The sequence below is a fragment of the Streptomyces sp. MBT53 genome (genome assembly GCF_016654115.1).
GTDB lineage: Bacteria > Actinomycetota > Actinomycetes > Streptomycetales > Streptomycetaceae > Streptomyces.
The window spans coordinates 1-6,097 of the sequence record NZ_JAEQAZ010000322.1 but is presented as its reverse complement, the minus strand read 5'-3'; the positions used below and the strand labels follow the sequence as shown (position 1 = coordinate 6,097).

Here is a 6,097-nt window from a genome sequence, read left to right as displayed (position 1 = left end):
ACGCCCTGGTCGGCCAGGAACGGCCGGGCCGCGGCCCTGAACAGGCCGAGCGTGACACGCGTATCCGCGACATCGTCCTTGACTTCGTCACCGGCGAGCGGACCCGCATGTGGCCCGCCGTCACGGACCGGCCCACCTCGGGAAGTGTCGGCAACCCTCCCCACGAACCCAGCGCCCGCTACCAGACGGTCCTCGACCTGTTCGAGAACATCGCCCGCCCCTGACGGCCACCGGGCGATCCTGAACAACGCACCTGGGGGCGAGCACAGTTGGCGAGCACAGACAGGGAACTCGACATGAGCCGACCGACAGCAGCAGCAACCGTCGACCCCGCACCGGCGACGATGCGGGCCGTCGTCGTCACCCGACCCGGTGGCCTCGACGCACTGGAGATCAAGGATGTGCCGGTGCCCGTACGCAGGCCCGGCTGGGTGCGGATCAGGGTGAAGGCGTTCGGCGTCAACGAGTCCGAAGTCGCCACCCGCAAGGGGGAGTCGGACGCGGAGGTCACCTACCCGCGCGTGCCCGGCATCGAGGGCGTCGGCATGGTCGACGAGGCCGACGAGGACGGCGAACTGCGCCCGGGACAGCAGGTGGCCACGATGATGGGCGGCATGGGCCGCTCGTACGACGGCGCCTACGCCCAGTACGTGACCGTCCCCGCAGCGCAGGTCATCCCGTTCGAGACCGACCTGCCGTGGGAGGTCGTCGGTGCGCTGCCGGAGATGTTCCAGACCGCCTACGGATCGCTGACCACCGGCCTGGACCTCAAGGCCGGGCAGACGCTGCTGATCCGCGGCGGCACTTCCACGGTGGGGCTGAGCGCGGCCACGATCGCGAAGGACCTCGGAGCCACCGTGCTGTCCACCACCCGCAGTCCGGAGAGGACCGGGGCACTGCGGGCCGCGGGCGTCGACCATCCCCTCGTCGACAACGGCACGATCGCCGACCGGGTGAGCGAGCTGATGCCGGAAGGCGTCGACGCCGTACTGGAGCTGGTGGGCTGCTCGGTCCTCCCCGACACCCTCCGCACCGTCCGCCGGCACGGCACGGTCTGCTTCACCGGAGCCCTGGCGGGCCAGTGGACGATCCCCGATTTCACCCCGTTCATGATCCCCAACGGGGTGCGGCTGACGTCCTACGGCGGTCAGGCCGCCGACCTCCCGGCCGACGTCTTCGCCCGCCAGCTCCAGGCCATCACCGCAGGGCGCCTCGAAGTCCCGGTCGCGAAGGTCCACCACGGCCTGGAACAGGTCCGTGCCGCCCAGGCCGACGTCGAGTCCGGCACCACACCGGGCAAACACGTCGTCGTCCTGCCGACGATCACTCCGACAACACCCCGGAGGGCAGAACCCCTATGAGAATCCGACTGACCGCAGGAGTAACCGTCCTCGACGCACCCCTCGACGACAACGCGACGGCACGCGACTTCGCCTCGCTGCTTCCGCTGACGCTGCAGATGAACGACCTGTTCAAGCGCGAGAAGTACGGTCACCTGCCCCGGTCCCTCACCGCAGGCGGCGAGCCGCGGTTCAGCTACGAAGTCGGCGACATCGCCTACTGGTCACCCGGTCCCGACATCGCCGTCTTCTATGCCCACGACGGCCAGTCCATCCCCGACCCCGGCATCATCGTCCTCGCTGAAATCGGCTCGGGGGTAGATGCCTTGAAGAAGTACGACGGCACGGTCGACGTCACCATCGAGGCCGTCGACTGAGACCCGACCGGGGACCACCGGGATGGTCAACCGAGATCGTCAACCAGGGGGCGGAGAGGGGACGTTCGTGGCCTCGCCGGCGGCGAAGGCGGCCGGGGTGAGGCCGGTGCGGTCGCGGAAGAAGCGGCCGAAGTTCGCGGGGTCGGTGAAGCCGAGGTGGACGGCCACGGTCCGGGCATCCCACCGTTCACCTCCCAGCAGGCGCCGGGCTTCCAGGAGGCGCCGCTCGTCGATGAGTTCACGTACTCCCTTGCCGGTGGCGTCCCGCGCGGCACGGCTCAGGGTGCGGACCGAACAGCCGAGCAACTCGGCGTAGTCCGCGGCTTGGTGGAGTTCGCGGAAGTGCAACTCCAAGGCGTCCAGGAAGCGCCCGTATCTGTCGGCGCGGCCGGTGCCGGCGGTGGCCGTGCCGGTGGGGGCGATGCCCGGGGAGTTGGCCAGGCGCAGCAGCAGCGATTCGAGCAGGCTGCGCCGCAGGGCGTGGTGGATGCCGAGGGGGCGGCGCCCCAGTGCGCGGTGTTCGTCCAGGAGTTGGAGTGCCGTCTGCTGGAGCCAGGCGGTGTCGTCGGGGTGCGGGCTGAGCACGGCAGGGGCCTCGTGCGCGGTGAGCGGCGCCAGGAGACGGGCGAGGTCGGGCCGCAGCACGTCCGGTTCGAACAGGATGAACGGGCCGCGGGCCGCGCCGGGCGCATGCCAGCACTGCGCGTGCCCGGGACGCACCCACAGCCACTGCCCGGGGGCGACGGTCCGGGTGACGTAGTCGACGTCGTGCCGCAACTCGCCCTCGGTGACCAGGATCAGGTAGTGGAAGGTGGCACGGCCAGGACGGGGCGGGTTCCACGGCCAGTCGTCGTGCTGGGCGAAGAAATCCTCGACGGTACTCACCTCAAGGCCGTACGGAGTACCGACCGGGGGCTGGAAACCGTACAGCGGAACCGCGGCCGGTCCGGCCTGCCCGCTCGGTCCGCTTGGCCCACTCGGCCCGGAGTGTCGCTTGTCGACCATCACGTGTCCGCAGCCTACCGCCCTTCCCGTCGGCGTCGACGGAAGGATGGGACGTGCCACCGCGCCCGCGCGGCGCGCCCTCCGCCTCCTTCGACGCCACAGTCCGTCACCACTTGAGAAGGCTCACCACCCATGAACGGATCGGCCCTGCACAAGACCGCCGCCGACTGCGCGGAGGAACTCCCCGGAGCCCGGCTGGAGCACCCCTTCGGCCCCGACTGGGAGGTCTACAAGGTGCGCGGCAAGGTGTTCATGCTGATGACCGAGGTCCCGGGGCGTCCCGTCGTGATCCTCAAGGCGGACCCCGGCGAGGCCGACGCTCTGCGGGAGCAGTACAGCTACATCACCCCCGGCTACCACATGAACAAGCGGCACTGGATCACCCTGGAGAGCGGAGAGGGCGTCGACAAGGAGCTCGTCGGGGAGCTCGTCACCGACTCCTACCGGCTCGTCGTCGCCCAACTGTCCAGGGCCGAGCGGCCTGTTGACCCGCACACCTACGGCACCGGCACGCGGGCGGCCCGGTGAACACGGCCGGTGACCGGCTCCAGGACACCGCCCGCCGGGCGGCACTGGCCCTCCCCGACGTCAGCCACGGCTACCCCTTCACCCCGGGACTCGACGTGTACAAGGTCGCGGGCAAGGTGTTCCTGATCGTCACCGACAGTGTCACCGACGACCCGGACGAACAGATCATCACGGTCAAGTGCGAGCCCGAACACGCCCGCGCTCGCGTACCCGGCCATGCCTCGATCACACCGGGCCGCTATCTCGACAAACGCCACTGGATCTCACTGGGGCCGGGACCCGGCGTCACCGAGCGGCTGGTCACCGACGCGGTCGAGGACTCCTACGACCTGGTCGCCGAGCGGCTGCCGCGACGCGACCGCGCCGATGCCCGATGAACAACCTTCTCCGGCGTGGCCGAACCGCCGCAGGCCCTGGGAGACAGGTGTTTCATTTGATGATCTCGTCTCGCGCTCGGGTCTGCCTTTCGAGCTTGCGAACGAGGTCTACGCGACGGCGACCATGACGAGGCCGCGCCTTGCGCTTGATGCATCCGAGGAGAGCGAGAAGTCGGCCACCCCTGAAGTGCTGACGGTTCACGCGTCTCGGCTAGCTCGTGGCCCTGGTGCCGCCGGCTGGGCGGGCCGGAGACACCGCACGGGCGACCGGAGTACCGACGGGTTCGATCCCGTCCAGCTATCGAGCGTTCGACCTGTTCGTGCCGGCTGTCGAATCGGGAGTGCTGTCCACTCGAATGGGTCAAGTTCTGCCAGTAACTCGCAGATTCCGGGGGCCGCTTGCGTAATTTGCGTGTCCGTGGCGGATTCCGAAACTCGCCGCTTCTCGCTGAGCGGGCGCGGCTCGCCGGACCAGCCTCACGGACAGGAGAGGGCCTGGCCGACGTCCTGACCCTTCAGCGCCGCGGTGTTCACCCCTCGTCGCGGGAGGCGGAGCAGTCCCTCTACCAGGACACGCTCGCGGAGTCGGTGCCGGTACCTGGGCAGCGGATCGGCTGTCTGTCGGTGCGAACTGCGCACTCCACTCGCGCGCTTGCGGCCTCGGCGAGTGTGTCGAGCGGCGACCGAGGATCACTGGCCCTTGTTCTTGACCTGTGATGACAGGTTTCTGGGCGATCTGAGGTACGGGCACACTCTGACGCTCGCGGCGTTCGGCTATGAAGCGGCCGGCGCACCCCGAAGCGCGCCGAGGTGGCCACCTCCGCCCCGCACCTACGAATACTTGGCTAGCCACACGATTGCTGTTACGGTAATCATGTGGCTAGCCACGCTTTCTCTTGAACTTCCCCCGCAGAACTGAGGAGACCCCATGTCCCACGAGAACTCTCTAGTGAAGCCTCCGATCAATCAACGCGTGCTGACCCTCGGCATCACCTCTGATGCGCTTTCCGCGGACGATTTCCCGCCGGGGGTCGCGACGCTCGAAGAGCTGGTCGCCATGAGGGAGCGCAGCTGGGCTGCGCTCCAGGCGACAGGCATCGACGGCGAGGCGGGATATGTCAGCCTGGACCCCGACGAGGCCGAGGCCGAGCTGCGTCGGCTGTTCGACGCGCACTCATACGGGGTGGTGCTCATCGGCGGCGGCATCAAGAACGTCCCGGAGTACACCGTCCTGTTCGAACGGATCGTCAACGTGCTCATCGACCTCCAGCCCGACATCCGGTTGAGCTTCAGCTCACATCCGACGAACGTGCCCGAGGCGCTGCAACGCTGGCTCAAGAAGTCCTGACAAAGACGTCTCACGGAACTGGGCGTTGGACGCGGCGGTGGGTGGTGAGGCAGGCGGCGAAGCCGGGGAAGGCTTCGTGGATGTCGTCGTGTCGTTCCCAGCGGATCCGCAGCCGGCGCAAGCCCTGCAGCCAGGCGATCGTCCGACTCCCCGCACAATGGGCAGCTTGAGTCGCAAGCTCCCGTAGCCGGCAGCTCGTCACCACCGTCAGTACCTGCCCGCTCGACCAGTCAGCCAGCGACGCTGAGCGTGCGGGACAAGCGCGGTCCTGACCGTCGGCTGAGCACGCCCGCCCACCGCCTCCCCAGGCGGCGGAGCGGCCGACTGCACCGACTACGCCACCCACACTGGCCGAGGAACCGAACCATGCCCACCCCCGAACCCCGCATCCCCACGACGGCCGACGCAGGACCGATGAGCTACGCGATCTTCCAACTCGCCCGCGCCCACCGCGCCTACGCTGCCGCTCTGCTGCGCGAGATGGACCTGCATCCCGGACAGGAACTGGTGCTGATGCACCTTTTCGACCGGGACGGCCAGTCCCAGTCCGAGCTGATCGAATGTCTCGGCGTGGACCACTCCACCCTCTCCAAGGCGCTACGCCGCATGCAGGACGCCGGCCTGGTCATCCGCGAGCCGGCCGCACACGACCGGCGCGTCATGGTGGTCCACCTCACCGACAAGGGCCGGGCGATGCGCGAGCCCATCACGGCCCTGTGGCAGGCCCTGGAGGAGACCACCGCCCGGAATCTGTCGGAGCAGCAGGCGGAGTCCTTCGTCGAGACCGCCTACGCCATCACCGACGCGATCAGCAGCCGCGCGTTGCCCGAGGAAGAGTCCACCTGACTCCCCCGGTGTGCACCCCGGACCCCCGTACGCCACACCGCACATGAAAAAGGGGCACGCGGACTGGGGTGCACACCGTCCCGCATGCGGCACGACCACCTCCAGCCAGGCCATATCACCTCCCCTGTACCGGCTGTTCCGGGCGCGGCACGTGGTGGCGAGATGCACTACGGATCCGCCACCGCAGTCGGCCCCCTGGCCCAGCCGACACGCAGGCGCCTATGCCTGCAGCCACCGCCCACCAACCTGATGGAAGAGGAGACTTCCCAATGACGT

General features: G+C 68.9%; 7 protein-coding genes and 1 pseudogene. 7 read left to right on the top strand and 1 reads right to left on the bottom strand.

What is annotated here, in order from left to right; genetic code table 11:
* The 3 genes and pseudogenes from JHN45_RS49665 to JHN45_RS49655 all read left to right on the top strand — a co-directional run.
* Positions 1-224, top strand: a pseudogene (locus JHN45_RS49665) (carboxylesterase/lipase family protein); the annotation flags it as partial.
* Positions 225-296: 72 nt separating this feature from the next.
* Positions 297-1,361, top strand: a complete 1,065-nt coding sequence (locus JHN45_RS49660) for an alcohol dehydrogenase catalytic domain-containing protein (protein WP_201056058.1) — start codon at positions 297-299, stop codon at positions 1,359-1,361.
* A complete protein-coding gene (locus JHN45_RS49655) occupies positions 1,358-1,717 on the top strand; it encodes a cyclophilin-like fold protein (protein WP_201056057.1) in 360 nt (119 codons plus the stop codon). Before JHN45_RS49660 ends, JHN45_RS49655 begins: the two co-directional genes overlap by 4 nt.
* 39 nt (positions 1,718-1,756) lie before the next feature.
* Here JHN45_RS49655 and JHN45_RS49650 read toward each other — a convergent pair whose 3' ends face one another.
* On the bottom strand, positions 1,757-2,602 hold the full coding sequence (locus JHN45_RS49650; protein ID WP_201056056.1) for an AraC family transcriptional regulator: 846 nt from the start codon (positions 2,600-2,602) through the stop codon (positions 1,757-1,759).
* A gap of 252 nt (positions 2,603-2,854) precedes the next feature.
* Here JHN45_RS49650 and JHN45_RS49645 point away from each other — a divergent pair, with 252 nt between their 5' ends.
* The 4 genes from JHN45_RS49645 (at position 2,855) to JHN45_RS49630 (ending at position 5,821) form a co-directional block, all read left to right on the top strand.
* Complete coding sequence (locus JHN45_RS49645; RefSeq protein WP_201056055.1) at positions 2,855-3,250, top strand: MmcQ/YjbR family DNA-binding protein; 396 nt, start codon at positions 2,855-2,857, stop codon at positions 3,248-3,250.
* Positions 3,247-3,627, top strand: coding sequence for an MmcQ/YjbR family DNA-binding protein (locus tag JHN45_RS49640; RefSeq protein WP_201056053.1), 381 nt, complete (start codon positions 3,247-3,249; stop codon positions 3,625-3,627). The genes JHN45_RS49645 and JHN45_RS49640 overlap by 4 nt, the downstream gene beginning before the upstream one ends.
* A 928-nt stretch (positions 3,628-4,555) precedes the next feature.
* Positions 4,556-4,975: a hypothetical protein gene (locus JHN45_RS49635; RefSeq protein WP_201056051.1), complete on the top strand. Its 420-nt coding sequence runs from the start codon at positions 4,556-4,558 to the stop codon at positions 4,973-4,975.
* Positions 4,976-5,341: 366 nt separating this feature from the next.
* Positions 5,342-5,821, top strand: a complete 480-nt coding sequence (locus JHN45_RS49630; RefSeq protein WP_201056049.1) for a MarR family winged helix-turn-helix transcriptional regulator — start codon at positions 5,342-5,344, stop codon at positions 5,819-5,821.
* Positions 5,822-6,097: the final 276 nt, after the last annotated feature.